This window comes from Kitasatospora sp. NPDC001603 (assembly GCF_040298365.1).
In the GTDB taxonomy this organism is placed as follows: Bacteria; Actinomycetota; Actinomycetes; order Streptomycetales; family Streptomycetaceae; genus Kitasatospora.
Map to the genome: position 1 here is coordinate 49,943 of NZ_JBEPAA010000020.1, position 24,459 is coordinate 74,401.

The following is a 24,459-nucleotide window of genomic DNA, read 5'->3' on the forward strand; positions in this document are numbered from 1 at the left end:
AACGTCAGCGATGAGTACTACCACTGACCCCGCCGCCGTGGAGGACACGGCGGCGGGCCCCGTGAAGGCCGCCGGGCGCGGGCCCTGGCGGCTCGTCGGGGAGCGGCTGTGGGCCCAGGGCTCGGCCCGGTTCGGCCTGATCACCGTCGCCGTGCTGGTCCTGGCGGCGGCCCTGGCCGGCCCGTTGAGCTCGCTCGGCGGCTGGACCCCCGAGGAGTTCGACAAGCGCGCCATCGACCCCTACATGGGCGGCACGCCGATCGGCGCCTTCGGCGGGATCGGCACCCGGCACTGGTTCGGCGTCGAACCCGGCTCGGGCCGCGACCTGTTCGCCCGCGTGCTGCACGGCGGGCAGGTCTCCCTGCTGATCGCGTTCACCGCCACCGCGCTGGTCGTGATCGCCGGCACCCTGGCCGGGATCGTGGCCGGCTACTTCGGCGGCCGCGTCGACGCGGCGCTCTCCCGGCTGATGGACCTCACGATGTCCTTCCCCTCGCTGATCTTCATGATCGCCATGATGTCGGTGGCCAAGGACGTCAACCGGATCCTGCTGATGACCCTGGTGATCGGCCTGTTCGGCTGGCCCGGCATCGCCCGGGTGGTCCGCGGCCAGACCCTCTCGCTCAAGCACCGCGAGTACGTCGAGGCCGCCAAGGTCGGCGGAGCGCGCTCCTGGCGCATCCTCACCCGGGAGATCCTGCCCAACGTCTCCGGCCCGATCATCGCCTACACCACGCTGCTGATCCCCGGCATGATCGCCACCGAGGCCGCCCTCAGCTACCTCGGCGTCGGCGTCCGGCCGCCCACCGCGTCCTGGGGCCAGATGATCGCCGAGAGCATCCTCCACTACGAGACCGATCCGACCTACTTCCTCATCCCGACGGTCTTCCTCTTCATCGCGGTGCTCGCCTTCACCCTGCTCGGTGACGCGCTGCGCGACATCCTCGACCCCCGGGGAGGCCGGTCGTGATCATCTACCTCGGCCGCCGGCTGATCGGCGTCGCGGGCATCATGCTCGCCATCTGCGCCATCACCTTCACCATCTTCTACCTGCTGCCCAACGACCCGGCCGCGGCCGCCTGCGGCAAGACCTGCAGCCCCGAGCGGCTCGCCGCCGTCAAGGCGGCGATGGGCCTGGACGCGCCGGTCTGGGACCAGTTCGGCAGCTACCTGGGCGGCATCTTCGCCGGCCGCGACTACGGCAGCGGCCCGAGCGCCGTGCACTGCGGCTTCCCCTGCCTGGGCTACTCCTACGAGTACGGGCTGCCGGTCTGGGACCTGCTCACCGACCGCCTGCCGGTCTCCGTCTCGCTCGCCTTCGGCGCGGCGGCGCTCTGGCTGGTCCTCGGCCTCGGCGCCGGCATCACCTCGGCCCTGCGCAAGGGCGGCCTCACCGACCGCACCCTGATGGTGCTGTCGGTCGGAACCGCCTCGCTGCCGGTCTACTTCACCTCGATCATGCTGATCTGGGGCGTCGTGCGGACCGCCGGCCTGCTGCCCTACCCGTCCTACCACGCGCTCACCGAGGACCCGTTCGGCTGGGCCTCCAACCTGCTGCTCCCCTGGATCGCGCTGGCCCTGCTCTACGCGGCCATGTACGCCCGGCAGAGCCGCAACTCGATGATCGAGACGATGGCCGAGCCGTACATCCGCACCGCCCGCGCCAAGGGCCTGCCCGCGCTCACCGTGACGGTCAAGCACGGGCTGCGCTCCGGGATGACGCCCATCCTCACCATCTTCGGGATGGACCTCGGCGGACTGCTCGCGGGCGCCGTCATCACGGAGTCGATCTTCGGTCTGCCCGGGGTCGGCCGGCTCTTCTACGACGGGCTGATCCGCTCCGACCAGCCCGTCATCCTCGGCGTCACCCTGCTCGCGGCCTTCTTCATCGTCGCGGCGAACCTGCTGGTCGACCTGCTCTACGCCTACGTCGACCCGAGAGTGAGGTACTGATGGCACTGTTGGAGGTCGAGGATCTCGCCGTCTCCTTCGACACCCCGCGCGGCACCGTCCGGGCCGTCGACGGCATCTCCTTCACCGTCGCGTCCGGGCAGACCCTCGGCCTGGTCGGGGAGTCCGGCAGCGGCAAGTCCGTCACCTCGCTGGCCGTGATGGGCCTGCACCGCGGCGCCGCCGTCACCGGCTCGATCCGGCTGGCCGGACAGGAGCTGAACGGCCTGGGGGAGCGGCAGCTGGGCACCGTCCGGGGGCGGCGGATCGCCATGATCTTCCAGGACCCGCTGTCCAGCCTGCACCCCTTCTACACCGTCGGCGAGCAGATCGCCGAGCACTACCGGGTGCACTTCAGGGCCGACCGCAGGGCCGGTCGCGCCCGGGCCGTGGAGATGCTGGGCGAGGTCGGCATCCCCGAGCCGGCCCGCCGGGTCGACGAGTACCCGCACCAGTTCTCCGGCGGCATGCGCCAGCGCGTGATGATCGCCATGGCGCTCGCCTGCGAACCCGACCTGCTGATCGCCGACGAGCCCACCACCGCCCTGGACGTCACCGTCCAGGCCCAGATCCTCGACCTGATCGCCCGCATCCAACAGGACCGCGGCCTCGGCGTCGTCATGATCACCCACGACCTCGGCGTGGTCGCCCGGGTCGCCCACGAGGTGCTGGTGATGTACGGCGGCCGGGCCGCCGAACAGGCCCCGGTCGACCGGCTGTTCGGCGCCCCCGCGCACCCGTACACCTGCGGGCTGCTCGACTCGCTGCCCCGCCTCGACGACACCGACGACGCCCCGCTGCGGGCCATCCCCGGCAGCCCGCCGTCGCTGATCGCCCCCGCCCCCGGCTGCACCTTCGCCCCGCGCTGCGCCCGCACCAGCGCCGCCACCGCCGAGGAGCACGCCCGCTGCCTGGCCGAGCGCCCCGCGTTCGGCCCGCTCGCCCCCGGCCACCAGGCCGCCTGCCACCTGCCGCTGGTGCCGCTGGGAGCCCGCTCATGAACGACCGACCGCTGACGGCCGACCGGCCGCGCTCCGCCGAGCCGCTGCTGTCCGTCCGGGACCTGGTGAAGACCTTCCCCGGCCGGCGCAGCCGCACCGGCCGGGCCGGCGCCCCGATCCGGGCCGTCGACGGCGTGAGCTTCGACGTCGCCCAGGGCGAGACGCTCGGCCTGGTCGGGGAGTCCGGTTGCGGCAAGTCGACCACCGGCCGGATGATCGTCCGGCTGCTCGACCCCACCGCGGGCACCGTCACCTTCGACGGCACCGAGATCGGCGGCCTGTCGCAGGCCGCGCTGCGCCCGCACCGGCGGCACCTCCAGATGGTGTTCCAGGACCCGTACTCCTCGCTCAACCCCCGCCAGACGGTGGCCCGGATCATCTCCGAGCCGCTGCTGGTCCAGGGCGCCGGCGCGGCCGGGGCACGCAAGCGGGCCGCCGAGCTGATGGAGCTGGTCGGGCTGATCCCCGAACACCTGGACCGCTACCCGCACGAGTTCTCCGGCGGCCAGGCCCAGCGGATCGGCATCGCCCGCTCGCTGGCCACCTCGCCCCGGCTGGTCATCGCCGACGAGCCGGTCTCCGCGCTGGACGTCTCCATCCAGGCCCAGGTGGTCAATCTGATGGAGCGGCTCCAGGACGAGCTCGGCCTGGCGTACGTCTTCATCGCGCACGACCTCTCGGTGGTCAAGCGGGTCTGCGACCGGGTCGCCGTGATGTACCTCGGCCGGATCGTCGAGATCGGCGACAAGGCGGAGGTCTACGGCAACGCCGCGCACCCCTACACCCGGGCGCTGCTCTCCGCGGTGCCGCTGCCGGACCCGGCCGCCGAGCGGGCGCGCGAGCGGATCGTGCTGCTCGGCGACCCGCCGAGCCCGGCCAACCCGCCGTCCGGGTGCAGCTTCCACCCGCGGTGCCCGAAGGCCCAGGAGCTCTGCCGGACGGAGCGTCCGCTGCTGCGGATCGCCGGACCGGGCACCCGGCAGGCGGCCTGCCACTTCCCGGAGGCCTGACGCCCCGGCCGCCGGACCACCCCTGCCCGCCTGTGGGCCGGGCCGTCCGGCGGCACCCCGGGGGCCCGTCCGCGGGCCCTCCTCCCGACCCCCGGTCGGGCGCGGCGGGGAACCTCTTGAGGGCCGCGTCCGACCGGGTTCCAACGTCTCGAAGGCCCGTACCCGCTGCTGGGTACGGGCCTTCTGCGGTCGGGGCGCGGGGGGTCTCGCGGGCCGGTCGGGAGCGTCGGGGCCGGCCGGTGGGGGCGGGTGCGGACGCGGTGCCCGGTGCGGACGCGGTGCCCGGCGTGCCCGGTGCGGTCGGTGCGGACGCGGTGCCCGGCGTGCCCGGTGCGGTCGGTGCGGACCGGGCCGGGCGGCCGGCGGGTCGCGGAGCCCGGCCGCCCCCGCGGTCGCGCCCGGCCCCGGACGACGCGAGGCCGTGGCCCCCGGACGGATCCGGGGGCCACGGCCGTGGTGCGGTACGTGCGGGGGCGGGTCTCAGGAGGCCGGGCCCACCCGGACGGTGGTGATCCGGCCGTCCTGGGCTTCGCGGACGACCTCGATCTTCGTGTTGGTGTCCGGCACCTTCACGCCGAGCTGCGGCGTGGCGGGGTCGGAGTAGACCCCGGTGCGGTCGTTGAAGGCGGCGACGGCCGGCTCGGCGCCGATCCGCACCGGGACGCCGGCCTTGTGCAGGGTGAAGCCGGTGGTCCGCTTCAGCGAGAAGGTCGCGTCGAAGGTCTGCGCGCGGGCGTTGACCAGCGTGCCGTCGGCGAACCGGATCGGCGCCGGGTGGGCGTCGACCGGCAGGATCAGCCCGCCGCCGGGGTGGTCCTTGGTGTTGTTGTCGCCGTACCCGGTGTCCCAGAGCCAGACCAGCACGCCCTCCTGGTACGGGTAGGTGTCGACGATGTCCTTCTTGCCGTCGACGCCCGTGTACCCGAAGTTGTACGGGCCGGTCTTCAGGAAGGCGCCGTAGCCCGCGTACCGGCGGTTCTCCACCAGGTAGGCGCGCGGGTGCGAGGTGACCGCGGTGCGGCCGGTGACCACCGAGAACCCGGTCGCGGTCCAGCCGTTGGACCCGTTCTCGGCGCCGTCGGCGAAGAGCTCGGTGGCGCCGGCGGCGACCCGGACGGTGTCGACCAGGACGCCGCGGCCGTGGGTGTTGTTGTCCGAGGTGACGTGGAAGCGCAGCCGGACCTGCTGCCCCGCGTAGCCGTCCAGCGGGACGGACAGCTGCCGGTAGGCGCCGGACGTGCCGGTCAGACCGGGGGTGTTGGCGGTGGTGTTGCCGATCGGCGTGCCGTCGACGGTGCCGCCGAGCGCCTTCCAGGTCTTCCCCTCGTCGGTGGAGGCCTCGACCGCGAGGAAGTCGTAGTCCTGCTCGATGTCGTACCAGGTGGCGGCGGTCAGCGTGACCGGTCCGCTCACCGGGCGCAGGTCGACCGTCCGGGCCAGCGAGTTGTCCAGGTTGTCGCCCGTCCCGCTCCACCAGTGGTTGGCGCCCTGGTCCGGGTCGGCCAGGTCGGTGCTGGTGGTGCCGTCGGGCAGGTGCACCAGCACCGCCTGGGCCTGGTCGGTGTTGTAGCCGCTGACGCCGAGCGCGTGGCTGGAGCGGGTGGCGGCCTGCGCCTCGTCGTAGTCGAGCCAGCCGAACTGCAGCTTGCTCCAGGCGTCGAGGTCACCGGGGTAGCCGCCGGTGGTGTTCCTGCCCTTGCCGAGGTACGAACCGGAGGACATCAGCGACCAGAAGTTGACGCTGTTGTCGCCGCCGGTGGTGCTGTACAGGTCGGGCAGGCCGAGGTTGTGGCCGAACTCGTGGGCGAACAGGCCGACGCCGCTGTTCTCGCCGCCCTGCACGTAGTCGTAGACGTACAGGCCGGTGTCGCCGACCGGGGCGCCGCCGATCCGGTTGCCCACCGGGCCGGTCTGGCCGGCCGGGTCCGGGAAGGCCCAACTGCGGTGCGCCCAGAGGGCGTCGGCGCCCTGCGCCCCGCCGCCCCAGGTCTCGTCGACGCCCGCGTGCACCACGATGACGTTGTCCAGGTAGCCGTCCGGCTGGCTGAACTCGCCGTCCTTGTCGTGGTCGTAGCGGTCGTAGACGTCGTACTGGGCCAGCTCGGCCTTGACGTCCGCGGCGGAGCGGCCCTTGCGGATCTCGCCGTCGTACCAGGCCTTGACCGCGTCCCGGACGAACTCCTGCCCCTGTGTCCAGGCGCCGGACCCCTGGGGGCCCTTGTTGCTGCCGTACCGGGCCTCGTTGTACGGCACGGTGACCCAGTCGCTGACCGTGCCCTCGACGTCGTAGCGGCCGGAGGACTGGGTGCGGTAGTAGTTGCGCATCGAGACCGCGCCGGGCGCGTCGTCGAAGAACAACTGCTGGTAGTAGTCGCGGTCGAAGTCCTTGGACCAGAGCGTGTGGTTGTCGCTCCTGCCCGGCTTGGGGATCGCGTTGTGCTGCGGGCCGGGCGTGCCGCCGTAGCGGGGCTGCCCGTTGTACTCGGTGGTGTTGTCCACCTGGTCGCCGAACTGGGCGAGGATCACGAAGACCTTGTCCGTGCGCTGCTGCGCGAGCTGGACGTAGTCGTTGCCGATCTTCACCCTGGCGGGCGCCCGCTTCTGCGAAGTCTTGGCCACGGAGCCCTTGTTGACCTGTTCCAGGGCCTTGGTGCGAAGCGACTGGCGCTCGCGTTCCTGGGGGGCGAGCGGGCCGGGCGGGGCCTCGGCGCCGCCCTCCTCGGCGCCTTGGGCGGCGGCGGCCGTGGTGAGGGCGGGGGAGGGGGGAGCGGCCTGGGCGGGGGTGCCGAGGAGGGAGGCCGCTATCGCGCTCGTGGTGAGCGCGGCCGCGAGTGCCGCGGACAGTCTGCGCAACTGACCGGTCCTTTCCGGACGGTGGGTGGTCGGGGGAGTCTGGGGAGTCGGGAAACAGTCGATGGAGCGCAGGTAATATTTCACATGTCATGGGTCACACGGAAGGGATGGGACGGGGCGACGGGCCGGACGCGCGACCGGCCGCCCCCGTGGGAGCGGCCGGTCGTGGTCCTGCGGTGGCGGGCACCCGGGCGTCGACGCCCCGGCGTGCCCCGCCGCCGCTACCCCAGGGCGCCCCGCAGGAAGGCGAGTTCGGCCGCCGTGACCTGCTCGCCCACCCCGTCCGGGGTCATGTGGGTGACGCCGGGCAGCGGCAGCACGCTGTGCGGGCGGCCCGCCCGGGTGAGCGCCCGGGAGAGCAGCAGGGTGTGCGAGGGGTGCACGTTGTCGTCGGCCAGGCCGTGGATCAGCAGCAGCGGCCGGGTGAGCGACGGCGCGTCGTCGATCAGGCAGTCCGCCGCGTAGCCCTCGGGGTTGTGCTGCGGCAGGTCGAGGTAGCGCTCGGTGTACGCGGTGTCGTACCGGCGGAAGTCGGTGGGCGGCGCGCCCGCGCAGGCGGCGTGGAAGACGTCCGGGCGGCGCAGCACGGCGAGTGCGGCGAAGTACCCGCCGTAGGACCAGCCGCGCACGCCCACCCGGCCCAGGTCGAGGTCGGGGTGGTCCGCGGCGAGCGCGTGCAGCGCGGCGACCTGGTCCTCCAGCGCGGCCGCGGAGAAGCGGCGGAAGATCGCCCGGGTGAAGGCGGGGGAGACGAACGGGGTGCCCCGGTTGTCGGTGGTGACCACCGCGAAGCCCTGGTCGGCCCACCACTGGCGGAGCTGCCAGCGGCGCGGTTCGTTGGCCACCGCCTGGTAGCCCGGGCCGCCGTAGACGTCGAGCAGGACGGGCAGCCGCCGGCCGGGCAGGTGGCCGCGCGGGTACACCACGGCGGTGGGCAGGCCGTGTTCGGTGACCCGGGCGAGCCGCGGTTCGACCCGGTACGGCAGGGCGGCGGACAGGTCGGTGGGCGCCGCCTCGCCCCAGGGGCCGGTCAGCCGGCGGCGGACGCCGTCGGGGCCGGCCGAGACGAGCAGCAGGGTGTCGGCGGCGGCCAGCGCGGAGTGCACGCCGGGGCCGGAGCTGACCGGCTCGGGGGCGCCGCCGTCCGGGTCGACCAGGTGGACGTACTGGTCGGCGGGGTCGCCCTGGCCGGTCTCGCAGAGCAGCCTGCCGCGCAGCCGCCCGACCACCCGGCGGATCTGCAGGCCGGTGGTGTCCAGCGGCTTGCCGTCCACGGCCAGGCCGCGTGCGGCGGGGGTGTCGTGGGCGGTGAGCAGCCGGCCGCCGTCCAGCCGGGCGGGGGTGCCGGGCAGGTCGTCCACCCAGAACTCGTCGGTGGTGCGGGAGAGTTCGCGGGTGGTGCCGGTGGCCGGGTCGGCGGTGAGCAGCAGCACGTTCTGCTGGAGGCGGTCGGCGACGGTGAGCAGGACCTCCCCGGTGCCGGCCCACTCGGCCGCGCAGAGGTAGGGGAACGCCTCGGCGTCCCAGCGCAGCCGGGTCCGGGCGCCGTCCAGGTCGAGGACCCAGAGCTGGACGTCCGCGTTGGGCCCGCCGGCCTGCGGGTAGGCGAAGTCCTCGGGCCGCTCGTCCGGGTGGGCCGGGTCGGCGAAGTAGCGCCGGGGCAGGGCGGCTTCGTCCACCCGGGTGGCCAGCAGCGCGCCGCCGTCCGGGCGCCACCAGTGGCCCCGGGCGCGGCCCAGCTCCTCGGCGGCGGCGAACTCGGCGACGCCCCAGCGGGCGCCGTCGGCGGGGCTCAGCGGGGCGGGCGCCGGGGTGACGTGGAGGGCGTCGTCGGCGACGTAGGCGACGCGGTGGCCGGCCGGGTCGGGGCGCGGGTCGAAGGCCGGTCCGGCCACCGGGAGTTCGGCGCAGGTGCCGGCGGTGGTGTCGGCGCGGAACAGCCGCCCGTCCAGGGTGAACACGGCGACCGCGAGGTCGGCGGTGGCGGCGAAGGTGCCGATGCCGGCGGCGGTCAGCCTGGTCCGTTCGCGCAGCCGCCGCTCGACGGCGGGCAGGTCGTCGCGGTCGCCGCCGCGGCCCGGGGCGAGCACGGCGGGGTCGGCGACCAGGCGTTCCTTGCCGGTGGCGAGGTCGAGGAGGTGGAGCCGGTCGACCCGGTCCTGCGGGCCGGCCGAGCGGAGCAGCAGCAGTCGGGTGCCGTCCTCGCTGAGGGTGAGCGCGCGCGGGGCGCCGTGGCCGAAGCGGCCGGTGCGGGCGCTGAGGTCGAGGAAGGGATCGGTGAGGGTCACGGCCCGATGGTCGCCGGGAGGTGCCTCCCCGGACCAGTAGGGCGTCATGTGAAATGTCACACATCACCTGCCGATGTGAGGTGATGCGGCTTCCTGGGGCCGTCGGGCCGGGCGTCAGTCGGCGTCGGCGCGGAGTTCGGCGAGCAGGACGCTCTGCTCGGCGATCAGCCCGGTGAGGATCCGCCGGGCGGTGAGCAGCAGGTCGGCGACCTCGGTCCCGGACAGCGCGTACACCACCGTGCTGCCCTCCCGGGTGGCGGTAACGATGCCGGACCGGCGCAGCACGGCGAGTTGCTGGGAGAGGCTGGACGGTTCGATCGCCAGCTCGGCCAGCAGGTCGCGGACGGGCGTCGGTCCGGCCTGCAGCAATTCCAGCACCCGGATCCGGACGGGGTGGCCGAGCATCCGGAAGAACTCGGCCTTGGCCTGGTACAGCGCGACCGCCACAGCGCTCCTTTCCTGGTGCCCGGCCCGGTCAGATCTCCAGTCCGACCTCGATCCGCTTGAGGTGGTGGCGGGCCATCGCCAGGTTGGCGCGGCTGCGGTTGAGCGCCAGGAACAGGAAGAGCCCCCGGCCGTTCGGCATGGTGAGCGGCCGGAGCAGGTGGTACTGGCTGGTGAGGCTGACCAGGATGTCCTCGATCTCGTTGTCATGGAGGTTGAGCAGCTCCATGGCCCGCATCTTGGCCCGGACCACGTCGGTGTTGCCGGCGGCGGCGACGTTGAGGTCCAGCTCGCCGCCCTCGCCGAGGGTGCCGAGCGCCATGCCGCTGCCGTAGTCGACCAGGGCCACGCCGATCGCGCCCTCGATCGCCATGGCCTCCTTGAGCGAGGTCTCCAGGTTCGCCATCGTCTTCTCCTCCTGTGAGCGGGGGACTCCCCTGCGTGGTGGCTGTGGGACCGAATGTAGGGAGAGGGGACGGCGTGGCACCGGGAATGACCGGAGACGTTCGAAGATGGCCGCTTCGTCGCTGCTTGAAGACATTTGCAACTATGGATGTGAGAGAGAACCGATCCGGTAGCGCGAAAAATCGGTGCTATCGATGTCAGTCCTCCCGGGTAACCTCTCGCTGAGATGCGAGATCACACCAATCACACCCGGACGGCGATGAACACCCCTGAGCCCGAGCAGCCCGAAGACCGGGAGCTCAGCCCCGCCGAGGCGTACGCGGCCTTCCGCCGCCGGGCCAAGGAGCAGGCCAGCGCCCTGTACGGCTTCCAGCAGCTCTACGACTTCCCGCTGGACGACTTCCAGCTGGAGGCCTGCCGGGCGCTGGAGGGCGGCGACGGCGTGCTGGTCGCCGCGCCCACCGGCTCCGGCAAGACGATCGTCGGCGAGTTCGCCGTGCACCTCGCCCTCCAGTCCGGGCGCAAGTGCTTCTACACCACGCCCATCAAGGCGCTCTCGAACCAGAAGTACGGGGACCTGGTCAAGCGCTACGGCGCGGCCAAGGTCGGCCTGCTGACCGGTGACAACAGCGTCAACGGGGACGCCCCCGTGGTGGTCATGACCACCGAAGTGCTGCGCAACATGCTCTACGCGGGCTCCTCCTCGCTCAACGGCCTCGGCTACGTGGTGATGGACGAGGTGCACTACCTCGCCGACCGCTTCCGCGGCGCCGTCTGGGAGGAGGTCATCATCCACCTCCCCGAGTCGGTGGTGCTGGCCTCGCTCTCCGCGACCGTCTCCAACGCCGAGGAGTTCGGCGACTGGCTGGACACCGTGCGCGGCGGCACCAAGGTGATCGTCTCCGAACACCGCCCGGTGCCGCTGTGGCAGCACGTCATGGCCGGCAACCGGATGTACGACCTGTTCGCCAACCCGGACCGCGACGGCCGCCCCAAGGACGCCCCGCGCAACCCGGCCAAGGCCGTCAACCCCGAGCTGGTCCGGCTCGCCCGCTCCGAGCTGGACCGCAACCCGCGCGACCGGTTCGGCCGCGGCCGGGGCCGCTCGATGCCCAACGGCCGCCCGGGCAAGGTCTGGACGCCCGGCCGGGTCGACGTCATCGACCGGCTCGACGCCGAGGGCCTGCTCCCCGCGATCACCTTCATCTTCAGCCGGGCCGGCTGCGAGGCCGCCGTCCAGCAGTGCCTCAGCTCCGGGCTGCGCCTCAACAAGGAGGAGGACCGGGGCCGGGTGCGGGCCATCGTCGAGGAGCGCTGCGCCGACATCCCCGACGAGGACCTGCACGTCCTCGGCTACTTCGAGTGGCTCGACGGGCTGGAGCGCGGCATCGCCGCCCACCACGCGGGGATGCTGCCGCGGTTCAAGGAGGTGGTCGAGGAGCTCTTCGTGAAGGGTCTGGTCAAGGCCGTCTTCGCGACCGAGACGCTGGCCCTCGGCATCAACATGCCCGCCCGCTCGGTGGTCATGGAGAAGCTGGTCAAGTGGAACGGCGAGACGCACGCCGACATCACCCCCGGCGAGTACACCCAGCTCACCGGCCGGGCCGGCCGCCGCGGGATCGACATCGAGGGCCACGCCGTGGTGCTCTGGCAGCGCGGGCTCGATCCGGAGGCGCTGGCCGGCCTGGCCGGCACCCGCACCTACCCGCTGAAGTCGTCCTTCCGGCCCTCGTACAACATGGCCGTCAACCTGGTCTCGCAGTTCGGCCGGCACCGCTCCCGCGAGCTGCTGGAGACGTCCTTCGCGCAGTTCCAGGCGGACCGCTCGGTGGTCGGCATCGCCCGCCAGGTCCAGCGCAACGAGGAGGGCCTGGACGGCTACCGCGCGTCCATGACCTGCCACCTGGGCGACTTCGACGAGTACATGGGCCTGCGCCACCAGCTCAAGGACCGCGAGAACGAGCTGGCCCGCGAGGGCAGCAGCCAGCGCCGCGCGGCCGCCGTCGAGTCCATCGAGCAGCTCAAGCCGGGCGACGTCATCCACGTCCCCACCGGCAAGTTCGCCGGTCTCGCGCTCGTCCTCGACCCGGGCCTGCCGCCGGTCAGCCGCAACGGCCGGGTCGGCACGCGCCACCCCGACTTCCAGGACGGCCCGCGCCCGGTGGTGCTCACCGCCGAGCGGCAGGTCAAGCGGCTCGCCATGATCGACTTCCCGCACCCGGTCGCCGCCCTGGAGCGGGTGCGCATCCCCAAGTCCTTCAACCCGCGCAGCCCGCAGTCCCGGCGCGACCTCGCCTCCGCGCTGCGCACCAAGGCCGGCCACCTGGAGCCCGAGCGGTTCCGCAAGGGCCGCGCGGCCGCCGCCGACGACGCGGAGATCAGCCGGCTGCGCGCCGCCCTGCGCCAGCACCCGTGCCACGGCTGCGACGAGCGCGAGGACCACGCGCGCTGGGCCGAGCGCTACCACCGGCTGCACCGCGACACCGAGCAGCTGGAGCGCCGGATGCGCTCCCGCACCCACACCATCGCCCGCACCTTCGACCGGGTCTGCGGCCTGCTCACCGACCTCGGCTACCTCCGGGGCGACACCGTCACCGACGACGGCAAGCGGCTCGGCCGGCTCTACGGCGAGCTGGACCTGCTCGCCTCCGAGTGCATCCGCGAGGGCGTCTGGAGCGGTCTGGCCGCCGCCGAGCTGGCGGCCTGCGCCTCGGCGCTGGTCTACGAGTCCCGGCAGTCCGACGACGCCGCCGCCCCCCGGGTGCCCGAGGGCGGCACCAAGGAGGCGCTCGGCCAGATGATCCGGATCTGGGGCCACCTGGACGCCCTGGAGGAGCAGCACCGGATCAACACCGCCGAGGGCGTCGGGCAGCGCGAGCCGGACGTCGGCTTCGCCTGGGCCGCGTACCGCTGGGCCCTCGGCCACAACCTGGACTCGGTGCTGCGCGACGCCGACATGCCGGCCGGTGACTTCGTCCGCTGGACCAAGCAGCTGATCGACGTGCTCGGCCAGATCCAGGACGCCGCCGGCGAGGACGCCGAGCTCCGCCGGACGGCCCGCAAGGCCGTCGACGGCCTCCGCCGCGGCATCATCGCCTACTCCTCGGTGGGCTGAGGGTCGTACGCCGAAGCGGGCCCGTCGTCATCGACGACGGGCCCGCTTCGTGCTTGCCGGGGTGTCAGCTTCGTGCTTGCCGGGGTGTCAGCGCGCCGCGAGGACGGCCAGGACGCGCTCCAGGGAGGTGCCGAGGCCCCAGCGGGCGGAGAGCTCCTCCAGGGTCATCGGGTCCAGCGGCTCGCGCGGGAGGGCCGGGTCGAAGGGCGGCAGCGGTGCGTCGGCGGCGACCCGGACCACGGTCGGGGCGACGTCCAGGTAGGCCGCGCCCTCGACGATGTTGCGCCGGCGGGCCGGGGTGAGCTTCGAGCGGATGTCGAGGGCGGCGGCCCGGATCGCCGGGAGGTCGCCGTACTCGTTGATCAGCTGAGCGGCCGTCTTCTCGCCGATCCCCTTGACGCCGGGCAGGCCGTCGCTGGGGTCGCCGCGCAGGGCGGCCATGTCGGCGTACCGCGCGCCGCGCACGCCGTACTTCTCCAGCAGCAGCGCGTCATCGGTGACCTGGAGGTTCCCCATCCCCTTGACCGGGTAGAGCACGGTGATCCCGCGGGCGTCGTCGACCAGCTGGAAGAGGTCCCGGTCGCCGGTGACGATCTGCACCGGGCCCTCGGCCCGGGCGGTGAGGGTGCCGATCACGTCGTCCGCCTCGTAGCCGGGGGAGCCGACCCGGGCGATGCCGAGCGCGTCCAGCACCTGCTCGATCACCGGTACCTGCGGGGCGAGGGTGTCCGGCACCTCCTCCTCGCCGTCCACGGCCGCCTCGGCGACCCGGTGCGTCTTGTAGGAGGGCACGAGGTCGACCCGCCACTGGGGGCGCCAGTCGGCGTCCATGCAGGCGACCAGCTGGTCGGGCCGGTGGTCCTGGACCAGTCGGGCGATGAAGTCCAGCAGGCCCCGGACGGCGTTGACCGGTTCGCCCTGCGGGGAGCGCAGGGAGTCCGGCACGCCGTAGTAGGCCCGGAAGTACAGGCTGGCGGAGTCGAGCAGCATCAGTCGCGGTGCGGTCACGTCTCAGATCATGCCGTACCCGGCCGACAGCCCGCCGGTTCCGGCGCTCCCGGGGGCCGCTGTCCCGGCTGCGGCGCCCCGGGCTCAGTGCTCGTGCGGTCCGGCGCGGTGGACCGGGCCGTGCGAGTCGGCGCAGTGCTCGGGGAGGTCGCCGGCCGGGGTGGTGATCTGCAGCAGCGCGCCCGCCTCGTCCTCGCCGACGTGGTCGACCTGGAGGGTGCTGTGGGTGATCCCGTACTCGCCCGCCAGCCGGCGCTGCAGCTCCCGGCGGACGGCGTGGCAGTCGCCGCCCGGGGTGACCAGGATGTGCGCCGACAGGGCCGGCTGGCCGGAGGTGATCTCCCAGATGTGCAGGTCGTGGATCTCCTCCACCAGCGGCTGGGCGACCAGCCGGTCCGCCACCGCGTCCGGGTCGACGCCGGCCGGGGCGGCCTCCAGGAAGATCCGCCCGGAGGCGCGGACCAGGCCGATGCCGGCCTTCAGCATCAGCGCCACCACGATCAGCGAGGCGATCGCGTCCGCCCGGGCGAACCCGGTGGTCAGCATCACCGCGCCGGCGACGGCGGTGGCGATGAACGCGTAGAGGTCGGTGACCACGTGCTGGAAGGCGCCCTCGACGTTGAGCGAGCTGCGGTTGGCCTTGGACATGCACCAGGCGGCGGCCAGGTTGACCACGATCCCGATCAGCGCGGTGACCAGCACCAGCGAGCCGGTCACGTCCGGCGGGTCGATCAGCCGGGTGACGGCCTCGTAGCCCAGCCACGCCGAGAGGACCAGCAGGGTGACGCCGTTGGCCTGGGCGGAGAGGATCTCGGCGCGCTTGAGCCCGTAGGTGTAGCCGCCGCGGGCCGGGCGGGCGGACAGCCGCATCGCCACCAGGGCCAGCACGATCGAGGCGGCGTCGGTGAGCATGTGCGCCGCGTCGGAGATCAGCGCCAGCGACTCGGCGGCGAAGCCGACCACCACCTCGCCGGCCATGAACACCACGATCAGCGCGAGGGCGCTCACCAGCCAGCGGCGGTCGGCGTCGGCGGCCACGCCGTGCGAGTGCCCGCCGTGACCGTGCCCGCCGTGACCGTGCCCGCCGTGCCCGCTCCGCGCGGGCCCGTCGCCGTGCCGGTGGTCATGCGCATGATCATCGTGGGAGTGGTCGTGCCCGGCCATCGAAGTCCTCTCCTGGACGTGCGGGGGTGGAGGCAGGGAGGCGAACGCCCCGCAGTCGAAGTGAACCGCAGATCGAGGGAAGATCCAAAGACTGCACTGGAGACCGTTGTCATTGCCGCGGCGCGACCCCCGCCCGGTGCCGCCGCGCCACCGCTGAGCAGGGAAGACGGGAATTGGGCAGGTCGGACGGCTCGGCCCCGCCCGGGCCGCCGTGGCGGCCGACGCCGTGACCGCGGGCCCGCCGGACCGGTGGTCGTGACCGCCCGCGGGCCGGGTGGGTCTAACCCAGTGCGCCGGCCGGCTCCAGCGGGACCGTCCGGGCCGCCGTCGCCGCCCGGACCAGGGCCTGCATCACCCGCAGGTCGTCCCCCTGCTCGGGGTGCCACTGCACCCCGAGGGTGAACCCGGGCCCCTCCACCGCCTCCACGGTGCCGTCCGGCGCGTGCGCGCTCACCCGCAGCCCCGCGCCGAGCCGGTCCACCGCCTGGTGGTGGAAGGTCGGCACGGTCAGTTCGCTCTCCGGCAGCAGTCCGCCGAGGAGCGTCCCGGGCACCGGCCGCACCGTGTGCGTCCCGTACCTGCCGGGCGTCCCGGCGTGCACGTCGGGGTGCACCACGTCCGGGAGGTGCTGGACGAGCGAGCCGCCGCAGACCACGTTCAGCACCTGCATGCCCCGGCAGATGCCCAGCAGCGGCATGCCCGCCGCCAGGGCCGCCCGCAGCAGCGCCGACTCCCACTGGTCCCGCTCCGGCGAGTCCGCCTCGGTCAGCGGGTGCGGCGGCTGCCCGTAGTACGCCGGGTCGATGTCCGGTCCGCCCGTGATGACCAGGGCGTCCAGCCGGGCGAGCACCTCCGGCGCGCGCTCCGGGGAGTCCGGTGGCAGCAGGAGCGCGATCCCGCCCGAATCCCGCACGTACGCGGTGTACCGCTCGGGCACCAGTGCCACCGGGCGGTTCCGCCAGTCGCTCCAACTCACGTCCACCTGGTAGGTGCTGACGCCGATGAAAGGCCTGCGATCCATGGCGGGCATTCTCCTCCAGCCCCGTCTGCTACCCCGTCAACCACGCGTATCGGCGCGCCACACCCGTCCGCCCTCTTCCGCGCTGTCCGTGGCAGGCCGTACGGTTCGCTGTGACCGTGTGATCTCGCTGAGTGAGCGAAGGGGAGGGTCCCGTCATGCCCGACAACACCGCCGCGGACGCGCGGCCGCGCGCGCCGCTCACCCTCGGCGAGCTGCGCACGCTGGTCGACGCCGGCGAGATCCACACCGTCGCGCTCGCCTTCACCGACATGCAGGGCCGGCTCCAGGGCAAGCGCTTCGCCGCCCGGTTCTTCCTCGACGAGGTCGCCGAGCACGGCGCCGAGGCGTGCGACTACCTGCTCGCCGTCGACATCGACCTCAACACCGTCGACGGCTACGCCCAGTCCTCCTGGGAGACGGGCTACGGCGACTTCGCCATGCGCCCCGACCTCGGCACGCTCCGGCTCACCCCCTGGCAGCCCGGCACCGCCCAGGTCACCGCCGACCTCGCCCGGCACGGCGGCCACCCCGTCGACACCGCGCCCCGGCAGGTGCTGCGGCGCCAGATCGAGCGCCTCGCCGAGTACGGCCTGGCCGCCGACATCGGCACCGAGCTGGAGTTCCTGGTCTTCCGCGACACCTACGAACAGGCCTGGCTCGGCGGCTACCGCGGCCTCACCCCGGCCAACCAGTACAACGTCGACTACTCGCTGCTCGGCACCGCCCGGGTCGAGCCGCTGCTCGCCCGGATCCGCAACGAGATGGCCGGCGCCGGCCTCGTCGTCGAGTCGGCCAAGGGCGAGTGCAACCTCGGCCAGCACGAGATCGCCTTCCGCTACGCCGACGCCCTCACCACCTGCGACCAGCACAGCGTCTACAAGACCGGTGCCAAGGAGATCGCCGCCCAGCAGGGCTGCGCACTCACCTTCATGGCCAAGTACGACGAGCGCGAGGGCAACAGCTGCCACATCCACCTCTCGCTGCGGGACCTCCGCGTCCCGGGCGGCGCCCCGGCCTTCGCCGACCGCGACGGCCGGATGACCGACACCATGCGGCACTTCCTGGCCGGCCAGCTCGTCGCCCTGCGCGAGTTCAGCGTGCTCTACGCGCCCAACATCAACTCCTACAAGCGCTACCGGCCCGGCTCCTTCGCCCCGACCGCCGTCGCCTGGGGCCGCGACAACCGGACGTGCGCCTACCGGGTGGTCGGCCGCGGTCCGAGCCTGCGGATGGAGAACCGCGTCCCCGGCGGCGACGTCAACCCGTACCTCGCCGTGGCGGGCATGATCGCCGCCGGTCTGCACGGTCTCCAGCAGAAGCTCGAACTGCCCACGCCCTGCCTGGGCAACGCCTACGCCGCCGACGAGTACACCCGGGTGCCCGGCTCGCTGCGCGAGGCCGCCGACCGCTGGTCGCGGAGCGAGCTCGCCCGCGCCGCCTTCGGCAGCGACGTCGTGGAGCACTACCTGCACATGGCCCGGGTCGAGCAGTCCGCGTACGACAGCGCCGTCACCGACTGGGAGCGCTACCGCTCCTTCGAGCGGATGTGAGCCGCGTGGGGAGTCCCGCCGTCAGCACCGTCCTCAACCCGGCCACCGGGGAGGTGCTCGGCACCGTCCCGGACACCAGCCCGGCGCGGCTGGACGCCGCCGTCCAGCTCGCCCTCAAGGCCCAGCAGGGCTGGGCCGCGCTCGCCCCCGGCGAACGTGCCCGGCTGCTGCGCCGCTTCGCCGACCAGGTCGAGGTGCACATCCCCGAGCTGGCCGCCCTGGAGGTGAGCGAGGCCGGGCACACCGTGGGCAACGCCCGCCGGGAGGCCGGCAACGTCCGCGACCTGCTGGAGTACGCCGCCGGCGGGGTGGAGCGGCTGACCGGCCGCCAGATCCCGGTGGCCGGCGGCCTGGACGTCACCTTCCACGAGCCGATCGGCGTGGTCGGGGTGATCGCCCCGTGGAACTTCCCGATGCCGATCGCCGCCTGGGGCTTCGCCCCGGCCCTGGCTGCGGGCAACGCCGTCCTCCTCAAACCCGCCGAGGCCACCCCGCTCACCGCGCTGCGGCTGGCCGAACTCGCCCTCGCCGCCGGGCTCCCGGAGGGCCTGTTCCAGGTCGTCCCCGGGGCCGGCGCCACCACCGGCCGGGCACTGGTCGACCACCCCGCCGTCCGCAAGATCGTCTTCACCGGCTCGACCCTGGTCGGCAAGGAGGTCGCCGCCCGGTGCGCCGCCCAGGCCAAGCGGGTCACCCTCGAACTCGGCGGCAAGAGCCCCAACATCGTCTTCGCGGACGCCGACCTCGCCCGCGCCGCCGACCCGATGTCCTTCCTCGACAACAGCGGTCAGGACTGCTGCGCGCGCAGCCGCATCCTGGTCCAGCGCGAGGCCCTCGACGACTTCCTCGCCCTGCTGCTGCCCGCCGTCGAGGCCGTCCGCACCGGGGACCCGGCCGACCCGGCCACCGAGCTCGGCCCGCTGATCTCCGCCGCCCAGGTCCGCCGGGTCGCCTCCTACGTCACCCCCGAGCTGCCGGTGCTGGCCCGCGGCGCGGTCCCCGACGGCCCCGGCTTCTGGTACCCGCCGACCGTGCTCGCGCCCACCGACCCGACCGTGCCCGCGGCGACGGAGGAGATCTTCGGCCCGGTCGCGGTGGTGCTCCCCTTCGACGGCGAGGCGGACGCCCTGCGGCTGGCCAACGGGACTCGCTACGGACTCTCCGGGTCCATCTGGACGCGGGACGTCGGCCGCGCGCTGCGCCTGGCCCGGGGCGTCGCGGCGGGCAGTCTCTCGGTCAACTCGCACTCCTCGGTGCGGTACTGGACGCCCTTCGGCGGGTTCGGCGAGTCCGGCATCGGCCGGGAGCTCGGGCCGGACGCGCTGGTCCCCTTCACCGAGACCAAGAACGTGTTCATCCGGAGCGAGGAGTAGGAGCCAGCCATGAGCGAGAAGCCTGCCGCCGCCGGGAAGGACGGCCCGGTCTGCCGGCGCCTGGTCGGCCGTACCGCCGTGATCACCGGCGCGGGCAGCGGCATCGGCCTGGCCGCCGCCCGCCGGCTCGCCTCCGAGGGGGCGAAGGTCGTGTGCGCCGACGTCGACGAGGCGACCGGCAAGGCGGCCGCCCAGGAAGTCGGCGGCCTCTTCGTGCACACCGACGTGACCGACCCGTACATGGTCGAGGCGCTCTTCGACCAGGCCTACGAGACGTACGGCAGCGTGGACGTCGCCTTCAACAACGCGGGCATCTCGCCGCCCGAGGACGGCTCCATCCTGACCACGGAGCCGGCCGCCTGGCACAGGGTCCAGGAGGTCAACCTGACCTCGGTCTACCTCTGCTGCAAGGCGGCGCTGCCGTACATGCGGAGGCACGGGCGCGGTTCGATCATCAACACCGCCAGCTTCGTGGCCCGGATGGGCGCGGCCACCTCGCAGATCTCCTACACCGCTTCCAAGGGCGGGGTGCTGGCGATGTCCCGCGAGCTGGGCGTGCAGTTCGCCCGCGAGGGCATCCGGGTCAACGCGCTCTCGCCGGGGCCGGTGGACACCCCGCTGCTGCGCGAGCTGTTCGCCGCGGACCCGGAGCGGGCGGCCCGCCGGCTGGTGCACATTCCGCTCGGCCGCTTCGCCCGGCCCGAGGAGATCGCGGCCGCGGTCGCCTTCCTCGCCAGCGACGATTCGTCCTTCATCACGGCGAGCGAGTTCCTGGTCGACGGAGGCATCGCCGGTGCCTATGTGACCCCGGTCTAGAGTCGGTCCGGGGCCGACCGGGGGCTGATCCGGGGCCGATCGGGGCCTTCGTTCGGCCTTCTCACCGTAATCTCATGGAGAATGCCGGGAATCGGCGGTCGCGCTGATATCGCGTTTATCCGGCTGCCTTTAGATTCTCTGACGTGAGCGAGCAGATTCCCGCCGGGTGGTACCCGGACCCGAAGGACACCACCAGCGATCCGCGACCGCAGCGCTGGTGGGACGGTAAGGGCTGGACGGCCGACACTCGGCCCGCACCCTCGGACGCCCCGCCGGAGCCGGTGGCTCCCGCGGCCCCGGGGTCGGACGAGACCGCCGAGACCCGGGTGCTGGAGGGGGAGGTGCTGGGGAGCGGGCCGACGGTCCGCTATCCGGAGCCGCCCCCCTTCGGCGCCGCCTACGGCGCCATCGCACCCCCGGCGCCCAGGACCAGGCGCAGGCCGTCCAAGCTGGTGATCGCGGCCACCGTCGCGGCCCTGCTGGGCCTCGGCGCCGGCTCCGGGATCACCTACCTGGCGATGGACGGCCACGGCGAGCCGCGTGCCACGCACCGCACCCCGCGGCAGGCCCCGCCGATCGGCGAGGAAGGCCCGTGGGGCGGTCTGCCCGACCTGGGCGGCCCCGGTAACGACGGTGGCCAGGGCGGCAACGGCGGCAACGGCGGCGACGGTCAGGGCAACGGCAACGGCAACGGCGGCAAGGGCAACGGCCAGGGCCGGGGCAAGGGCGGCAACGGTCAGGGCAACGGCGGTCAGGGCAACGGCGGCCAGGGCAATGGTGGCCAGGGCAGCGGCGGGAACGGCGGCACCTCCCAGGGCAGTGACACCGCCGCCGACCTGGTGAACCGGATCACCCTGCCCGTCCCCTCCGGCTGGCAGGGCGGTACCACCCCGGACGGCTTCGCCGCGCTGAGCGTCGGCGCCTACACCTGCGACGGGGGCGGCAGCTGCTCGCTGGGCGGCGCCAACACGGGTGTGGTCACCGGTGGCACCGACGTCCAGGCGGCGGCCAAGGCCGACATCGAGAAGGCCGCCAAGGACTCGTACAACGACCTCAACTCGCACCAGGAGCTGAAGTCCGAGGCGGTCAAGGTCGACGGCCGGGACGGCTACCTGGTCCGCTGGAAGGTCGACGCGGCGAAGGGCAACGACGGCTACGTGCAGACCGTGGTGTTCCCGTCCGCCGACGGCAAGTCGCTGATCTCCGTCCACCTCGGCTTCGACATCGCCGACAAGGCGCCCGACGTCGCCGTGATGGACACCATCGTCAAGGGCATCGCCGCCTACACCGGCAAGCTGCCCGCCTTCCCGGGCGGCGGCGCCGGCCCCGGCGGGGGCACCGGTACCGCCACCACCTGATCGCACCGCTCCGCTCACGTACGGCGGCCCGCCCGGACACGTCCGGGTGGGCCGCCGCCGTGTTCACACGCCGAGCTGGGGATCGCCTGGGCCGGACCGCACGGGGGGCGGTGTGCGGTCCGGCCCAGGCCTCCGGCGGTCAGGAGTCGCGTCGAACAGCCTCGAAGCGACGGCGCCGGAGCACCATGCCGGCCCAGCCGACGCTGATCGCGGCGGCGCCGGCCAGCAGCAGCGGACCGGTGGGCGAGCCGCCGACGGCCGCGCTGGCGGTCGGCACCACCGCGCCCGCCGGCTCGTTCGCGTTGCCGCCGTGCCCGTTGTGGGAAACGGTGGACTTGGACTGGCCGGCGGCGATCTGAGCCTCGCTCGGCGCGGCCGGGGCCTGCGCGGCGAGCGCCGACACGGGCTGGTCGACGGCGGCCGCCGTCTTGCCGAAGTCGACGTCGGAGCAGCTGTAGAAGGCCTCCGGGCTGTCGCTGCGCTGCCAGACCATGTACAGCAGCTGGCGGCCGGTGCGCTGCGGCAGCGTCCCGGTGTAGGTGTAGTAGCCGTCGGTGGCGGTGCGGGTGACCTGCACCTGGGCGACCGGGGCCGACTCCAGGTCGGACCACTTCAGCGGCTTGGTCGGGTCGTAGCCGGCCTTGGTGATGTAGACGGTCTGGGTGCCGACGTGCGCCGCGGTGACGCGGAACTTGAAGGCGAACGAACCGGCGCTGACCGGGGTGGCCGGCCAGTCGGTGCGGGGCATGTCGAGCGCCTTGTACTTGTCGCGGTTGGCCGAGCAGAGCTTGCCGTCCGGGATCAGCGCCTGGTGGTTGCCGTTCGCGTTGGCGATGTTGACCTCGTTCCAGTCGTACAGCGGCTGGGTGCCGCTCATCGCCACGAGGTCCTTGCAGACCTGGGACTTGGGAGTCTCCGGCCCTTCGGCGTAGCAGGCCGCGATGCGGCTGACCGGGTTGGTCATGGCGCCGTGGGCGCTGGCGGTGCCGGCGGCGGTCGTCGAAACGGCGAGGACCGCGGCGCCTATGACGCCGAGGGACAGAGCACTTCTCTTGATGGACATGGGGTGGGGACTCCTTGACCGTGTTCCGGGCCGAGAGTGTGGGGGAGTGGGCACGTCTGCCCGGGGCCCGCCGGCCCGGCGCGCGGGGCCCGGGCTGAGCGTATGATTGGACTAGACCAACTGGCAATAGCCCGTTGTGGCGTACTTTTTGACGGACTGTAGCCGTACGCGCAGCACAGAGGCCCGAGAGGCGCCGGAGTCCGGGCGCCCCTCGGGCCTTCTTAAGGTGGGGGAAAGGCCGGGAAAAGGTCAGCGGCCGCCGGAAGGCCGGCCCGGGTCCTGCCCGTACTGGTGGAAGTGCGCGCCCCCGTGCACGTTCTTGGCCTGGATCACCATGCCGTATGTCGTTCCGCCGTTGAAGGTGTTCTCCAGGGACTCGCCGCCCCGTGCGGGCAGCCGCAGCTCGAACTCCGCCAGGATGGCGCGGAGTTCGTCGGCCACCTCGGGGTTCTCCAGGAGTGCCTGGCGGAGCCGGCCCCGCCAGGTGCCGGTCAGGTCGTCGACGGCCCCGGTGTCACCGGTCTCCCGGGCGCGGGCGATGACCGTCCGCGAGCGCTCCAGGGCCGCGGCCTCCGCCTCGTCGGTCTCGCCCCGCCCGAACAGCGCCGCGAAGCGCGAACGCGCCTGGGTCCAGGCCTCGGTGGCCATCAGCCCGACCAGGGTGGTGGCACCCGAGGTCACCAGCCCCTGCACGATCTCGGCCTCCATGGCGCCCCCTGACGTCGCGTCCGGTCCTGTCGAGAACCACGGTAGGGCAACGAGGGCACCGCGGCGGCCCGTTCGGCCGTGGTGGCGTACCCGGTGGTCAGAGGAAGGTCCGCTGCTCGCCCCGGTAGGTCGGGACGGTGCGCACCACCCGGTCGCCCTCGATCAGGTGCAGCTCGGCGAAGCGCTCGCACAGCTCGCCCGCCTTGGCGTGCCGGAACCAGACCCGGTCCCCGATCAGCAGGTCGTCGGCGGCCGCGCCGAGCAGCGGGGTCTGCACCTCGCCGGCCCCCTCCATCGGGTCGTAGCGCAGCCCCGGCGGCAGGTGGGGCACCGGCGAGCGGTCCGGCCCGGCCGCGCCGGAGGCCGGGTAGCCGCCGCCGAGCACCGTCACCACCCCGAGGCCGGGCCGGCGCACCACCGGCTGGCCGAACAGCGCGGCCGGCCGGCCCCGGAACGAGCGGTAGTTGTCGAACAGCCGCGGCAGGTACAGCCCGGAGCCCGCCGCCACCTCGGTGACCGCCCGCTCCGCCACGGTCGACTCGACGCTGCCGGTGCCGCCGCCGTTGACGAACTCCAGCTCGGTCACCCGGCGCAGCCGCCGGACCGTCGCCGCGCGCCGCTCGGCCAGCTCGGCCCGGGCCTTCGCCTGCATCAGCCGGATCATCCGGGAGCGCACCGGCCGCCCGGGCACGCTGTCGCCCACCCCGGCGATGTGTCCCTCGTAGGCCATCAGCCCGACCACCCGGAACCCGCGGCGGCGCTGCACCAGTTCGGCGAAGGCTCCGAGGTCCTCGGGCGTGCGCATCGGCGAGCGCCGGGCGCCGACCCGCACCCGCCCGCCGAACAGCTGCAGCGCGGTGTCCAGCTCCAGGCAGACCCGGACCTCGGCGGGGCCGGTCCGGGCCGCGTCGATCAGGTCGAGCTGGGCCGGGTCGTCGACCAGCACGGTGACGGCGGCGGCCAGCTCCGGATCGTAGGTCAGTTCGGCGAAGCCGGAGCGGTCCGCCGAGGGGTAGGCCAGCAGGACGTCGCGGACGCCCGTGCGGGCCAGCCAGAGCGACTCGCCGAGGGTGAAGCTCATCACCCCGGCGAAGCCGTCCATGGCCAGCACCCGCTCCAGCAGGGCGCGGCAGCGCACCGACTTGCTGGCCACCCGGACCGGCTTGCCGGCCGCCCGGCGGACCAGGTCGGCCGCGTTGGCGTCGAAGGCCGCGAGGTCGACGACGGCCACCGGGCCGTCGAGATGGGCGGTGGCCCGGTCGTACCGGGCTCGGTCGGCGGCCGGCGAGGGCACGGCGGCGGTACGGGCAGCAGCTTCGAGCGTGGCCATGG

19 protein-coding genes are annotated in these 24,459 nt (G+C 73.6%); 9 read left to right on the plus strand and 10 right to left on the minus strand.

Annotation, left to right across the window (positions count from 1 at the left end; all coding sequences use genetic code 11):
• Positions 1-10 precede the first annotated feature (10 nt).
• Genes ABT263_RS15450 through ABT263_RS15465 form a run of 4 tightly spaced genes read left to right on the plus strand, consistent with a single transcriptional unit; the run spans position 11 to position 3,961 of the window.
• Positions 11-970, plus strand: coding sequence for an ABC transporter permease (locus ABT263_RS15450; RefSeq protein WP_352290969.1), 960 nt, complete (start codon positions 11-13; stop codon positions 968-970).
• On the plus strand, positions 967-1,953 hold the full coding sequence (locus ABT263_RS15455) for an ABC transporter permease (RefSeq protein WP_329486900.1): 987 nt from the start codon (positions 967-969) through the stop codon (positions 1,951-1,953). Before ABT263_RS15450 ends, ABT263_RS15455 begins: the two co-directional genes overlap by 4 nt.
• Positions 1,953-2,951: an ABC transporter ATP-binding protein gene (locus tag ABT263_RS15460; protein ID WP_352290970.1), complete on the plus strand. Its 999-nt coding sequence runs from the start codon at positions 1,953-1,955 to the stop codon at positions 2,949-2,951. The genes ABT263_RS15455 and ABT263_RS15460 overlap by 1 nt, the downstream gene beginning before the upstream one ends.
• Positions 2,948-3,961, plus strand: a complete 1,014-nt coding sequence (locus tag ABT263_RS15465; protein ID WP_329486897.1) for an ABC transporter ATP-binding protein — start codon at positions 2,948-2,950, stop codon at positions 3,959-3,961. The genes ABT263_RS15460 and ABT263_RS15465 overlap by 4 nt, the downstream gene beginning before the upstream one ends.
• Before the next feature lie 480 nt (positions 3,962-4,441).
• Here ABT263_RS15465 and ABT263_RS15470 read toward each other — a convergent pair whose 3' ends face one another.
• The 4 genes from ABT263_RS15470 to ABT263_RS15485 form a co-directional block, all read right to left on the minus strand.
• Positions 4,442-6,814, minus strand: coding sequence for an immune inhibitor A domain-containing protein (locus ABT263_RS15470; protein WP_352290971.1), 2,373 nt, complete (start codon positions 6,812-6,814; stop codon positions 4,442-4,444).
• A 221-nt stretch (positions 6,815-7,035) separates the two neighbouring features.
• Positions 7,036-9,102 (minus strand): S9 family peptidase, encoded by a 2,067-nt coding sequence (locus ABT263_RS15475; RefSeq protein ID WP_352290972.1) that lies wholly within the window; start codon positions 9,100-9,102, stop codon positions 7,036-7,038.
• Between the two features lie 114 nt (positions 9,103-9,216).
• Positions 9,217-9,549 (minus strand): ArsR/SmtB family transcription factor, encoded by a 333-nt coding sequence (locus ABT263_RS15480; RefSeq protein WP_352290973.1) that lies wholly within the window; start codon positions 9,547-9,549, stop codon positions 9,217-9,219.
• Positions 9,550-9,577: 28 nt separating this feature from the next.
• Positions 9,578-9,952 carry a hypothetical protein gene (locus tag ABT263_RS15485; RefSeq protein WP_329486893.1) on the minus strand — a complete coding sequence of 125 codons (375 nt, stop codon included), beginning with the start codon at positions 9,950-9,952 and terminating at the stop codon, positions 9,578-9,580.
• A 258-nt stretch (positions 9,953-10,210) separates the two neighbouring features.
• On the opposite strand from ABT263_RS15485, the gene ABT263_RS15490 reads away from it, so the two are divergent.
• A complete protein-coding gene (locus ABT263_RS15490; RefSeq protein ID WP_352290974.1) occupies positions 10,211-13,066 on the plus strand; it encodes a DEAD/DEAH box helicase in 2,856 nt (951 codons plus the stop codon).
• 87 nt (positions 13,067-13,153) lie between these two features.
• Here the strand turns inward: ABT263_RS15490 and ABT263_RS15495 are convergent, their stop codons facing one another.
• From ABT263_RS15495 to ABT263_RS15505, 3 genes are all read right to left on the minus strand, one after another.
• A complete protein-coding gene (locus ABT263_RS15495; protein WP_329492052.1) occupies positions 13,154-14,056 on the minus strand; it encodes a 5'-3' exonuclease in 903 nt (300 codons plus the stop codon).
• A gap of 102 nt (positions 14,057-14,158) precedes the next feature.
• The gene (locus ABT263_RS15500; RefSeq protein WP_352290975.1) at positions 14,159-15,238 is read right to left on the minus strand and encodes a cation diffusion facilitator family transporter; all 1,080 of its coding nucleotides are present in this window, start codon (positions 15,236-15,238) and stop codon (positions 14,159-14,161) included.
• A 280-nt stretch (positions 15,239-15,518) separates the two neighbouring features.
• The gene (locus tag ABT263_RS15505) at positions 15,519-16,259 is read right to left on the minus strand and encodes a gamma-glutamyl-gamma-aminobutyrate hydrolase family protein (protein ID WP_352290976.1); all 741 of its coding nucleotides are present in this window, start codon (positions 16,257-16,259) and stop codon (positions 15,519-15,521) included.
• 155 nt (positions 16,260-16,414) lie between these two features.
• On the opposite strand from ABT263_RS15505, the gene ABT263_RS15510 reads away from it, so the two are divergent.
• From ABT263_RS15510 to ABT263_RS15525, 4 genes are all read left to right on the plus strand, one after another.
• Positions 16,415-17,809, plus strand: coding sequence for a glutamine synthetase family protein (locus ABT263_RS15510; protein ID WP_352290977.1), 1,395 nt, complete (start codon positions 16,415-16,417; stop codon positions 17,807-17,809).
• Positions 17,810-17,814: 5 nt separating this feature from the next.
• Positions 17,815-19,182 (plus strand): aldehyde dehydrogenase family protein, encoded by a 1,368-nt coding sequence (locus tag ABT263_RS15515; protein WP_352290978.1) that lies wholly within the window; start codon positions 17,815-17,817, stop codon positions 19,180-19,182.
• Between the two features lie 9 nt (positions 19,183-19,191).
• A complete protein-coding gene (locus ABT263_RS15520; protein ID WP_352290979.1) occupies positions 19,192-19,998 on the plus strand; it encodes a 3-oxoacyl-ACP reductase in 807 nt (268 codons plus the stop codon).
• 143 nt (positions 19,999-20,141) lie between these two features.
• The gene (locus tag ABT263_RS15525) at positions 20,142-21,356 is read left to right on the plus strand and encodes a DUF2510 domain-containing protein (RefSeq protein ID WP_352290980.1); all 1,215 of its coding nucleotides are present in this window, start codon (positions 20,142-20,144) and stop codon (positions 21,354-21,356) included.
• 139 nt (positions 21,357-21,495) lie between these two features.
• On the opposite strand, the gene ABT263_RS15530 is transcribed toward ABT263_RS15525, so the two are convergent.
• From ABT263_RS15530 to ABT263_RS15540, 3 genes are all read right to left on the minus strand, one after another.
• The gene (locus tag ABT263_RS15530; RefSeq protein WP_329486882.1) at positions 21,496-22,419 is read right to left on the minus strand and encodes a lytic polysaccharide monooxygenase auxiliary activity family 9 protein; all 924 of its coding nucleotides are present in this window, start codon (positions 22,417-22,419) and stop codon (positions 21,496-21,498) included.
• 249 nt (positions 22,420-22,668) lie between these two features.
• On the minus strand, positions 22,669-23,127 hold the full coding sequence (locus ABT263_RS15535) for a hypothetical protein (RefSeq protein WP_352290981.1): 459 nt from the start codon (positions 23,125-23,127) through the stop codon (positions 22,669-22,671).
• Between the two features lie 97 nt (positions 23,128-23,224).
• Positions 23,225-24,457, minus strand: a complete 1,233-nt coding sequence (locus tag ABT263_RS15540; protein WP_352290982.1) for an amino acid deaminase/aldolase — start codon at positions 24,455-24,457, stop codon at positions 23,225-23,227.
• Positions 24,458-24,459 lie beyond the last annotated feature (2 nt).

Excerpts from the sequence above, each read along its gene's own strand:
- ABT263_RS15450 (WP_352290969.1), top strand. The coding sequence starts at position 11 with ATGAGTACTACCACTGACCCCGCCGCCGTGGAGGACACGGCGGCGGGC.
- ABT263_RS15460 (WP_352290970.1), top strand. The coding sequence starts at position 1,953 with ATGGCACTGTTGGAGGTCGAGGATCTCGCCGTCTCCTTCGACACCCCG.
- ABT263_RS15465 (WP_329486897.1), top strand. The coding sequence starts at position 2,948 with ATGAACGACCGACCGCTGACGGCCGACCGGCCGCGCTCCGCCGAGCCG.
- ABT263_RS15485 (WP_329486893.1), bottom strand. The coding sequence starts at position 9,952 with ATGGCGAACCTGGAGACCTCGCTCAAGGAGGCCATGGCGATCGAGGGC.
- ABT263_RS15490 (WP_352290974.1), top strand. The coding sequence starts at position 10,211 with ATGAACACCCCTGAGCCCGAGCAGCCCGAAGACCGGGAGCTCAGCCCC.
- ABT263_RS15495 (WP_329492052.1), bottom strand. The coding sequence starts at position 14,056 with ATGCTGCTCGACTCCGCCAGCCTGTACTTCCGGGCCTACTACGGCGTG.
- ABT263_RS15500 (WP_352290975.1), bottom strand. The coding sequence starts at position 15,238 with ATGGCCGGGCACGACCACTCCCACGATGATCATGCGCATGACCACCGG.
- ABT263_RS15505 (WP_352290976.1), bottom strand. The coding sequence starts at position 16,259 with ATGGATCGCAGGCCTTTCATCGGCGTCAGCACCTACCAGGTGGACGTG.
- ABT263_RS15510 (WP_352290977.1), top strand. The coding sequence starts at position 16,415 with ATGCCCGACAACACCGCCGCGGACGCGCGGCCGCGCGCGCCGCTCACC.
- ABT263_RS15520 (WP_352290979.1), top strand. The coding sequence starts at position 19,192 with ATGAGCGAGAAGCCTGCCGCCGCCGGGAAGGACGGCCCGGTCTGCCGG.
- ABT263_RS15530 (WP_329486882.1), bottom strand. The coding sequence starts at position 22,419 with ATGTCCATCAAGAGAAGTGCTCTGTCCCTCGGCGTCATAGGCGCCGCG.
- ABT263_RS15535 (WP_352290981.1), bottom strand. The coding sequence starts at position 23,127 with ATGGAGGCCGAGATCGTGCAGGGGCTGGTGACCTCGGGTGCCACCACC.
- ABT263_RS15540 (WP_352290982.1), bottom strand. The coding sequence starts at position 24,457 with ATGGCCACGCTCGAAGCTGCTGCCCGTACCGCCGCCGTGCCCTCGCCG.